The following is a 1,306-nucleotide window of genomic DNA, read 5'->3' as shown; positions in this document are numbered from 1 at the left end:
GGTTTCGGATGTTCCAATATGCTAAGTACCCCAACCTCTTTGTCGTCTTCTACTGCGCAATGGTCTCATCTTCTCAACTCACAGCGTCTTGGCGCTGCCAAAAAATTCAACGCTAATACAAGTACTCGCTCTCAGTTCCACAAAGACTATGACAGACTGGTGTTCTCTCACTCTTTTAGGCAGTTGAATCAGAAAACCCAAGTCCACCCATTGACCAATCAGCTAGGTATCCATACTCGCCTGACCCATTCGCTTGAGGTCTCCTCTATTGGACGCTCTTTAGGGATGATGACCGCAGAAAAGCTCCATGATAAGCTAGGCAATGGTCTACTAGCAGGAGTCTCGCCATCTGATATTGGTGTGATTGTACAAGCAGCCTGCCTTGCTCACGATATTGGTAATCCGCCGTTTGGTCATGCTGGAGAGTACGCCATTCGTGACTGGTTTCGGCAGCCTAATCCTCAAGCGATTTTGCAACAGCTCAGTAGCAATGAGCGACTGGACTTACTGGCTTACGAAGGCAATGCACAAGGGTTTCGGTTACTAGTACGCAATGAGCACCATCCTGATAAAGGCGGTATGCGTCTTACCTGCGCAACGCTTGGCGCGTTCATGAAATACCCTTGGCTTGCCACTCACAGCAATGATGCAAATGATAACGCCCATAATGTACAGAAATTCGGCTGCTTTTATAGCGAGGCCTCTCAGCTAGAGGAGCTGGCAGCATGTTTGCATTTGCCGCGCTCAACACATCACGATGGTTTTGCACGCCATCCGTTGGCGTATCTGTTAGAAGCTGCAGATGACATCTGCTATGCGCTGATAGATTTAGAAGATGGTATTAATCTGAATATGCTAACCTATAGTGAGGTTGCCACGATATTTTACGAGCTGATTGGCGAGCGTCCTGATAGCGTGAGCCTGCCTGAGCATATGTCAGTCAGGCAGAGTCTGGCCTCTTTGCGATCACGCGCTATGATGCGCTTGGTCAATACGATCACCGATGCTTTTGTGGCCAATAGTGAAGACTTGCTGGCAGGTACACTCCAAGGCAGCTTGTTTGCGCATTGCGACACCAGTGTGCAAAACGGTATCTTGCAGGCCAAGCAATTGGCCCGCGAGAAAATATTTAATCATCCGAACAAGGTAAGAATGGAGTTAATGGCCAATCAATGCTTGCATCGCCTAATGGATGCCTTTGTACCACTGGCTTGGACGGGCACTGAGGCAGTAGAAGCTGCTGCATCATCTATGTCGTTTGAGCAACAGAGTCTACTAAGATTACTACAGCCACACTTAGATGAGC

At 48.4% G+C, this 1,306-nt stretch carries 1 protein-coding gene; it reads left to right on the top strand.

From position 1 onward, the window contains the following. Positions 1–18: 18 nt before the first annotated feature. The coding region (locus ACS8FC_RS14285) for a deoxyguanosinetriphosphate triphosphohydrolase (RefSeq protein ID WP_439297245.1) at positions 19–1,306 on the top strand (1,288 nt) is incomplete at its 3' end.

Source organism: Psychrobacter sp. 1Y4 (assembly GCF_051847555.1).
The sequence above is the reverse complement of the archived record's forward strand: the minus strand, read 5'-3'. Positions and strand labels throughout refer to the sequence as shown.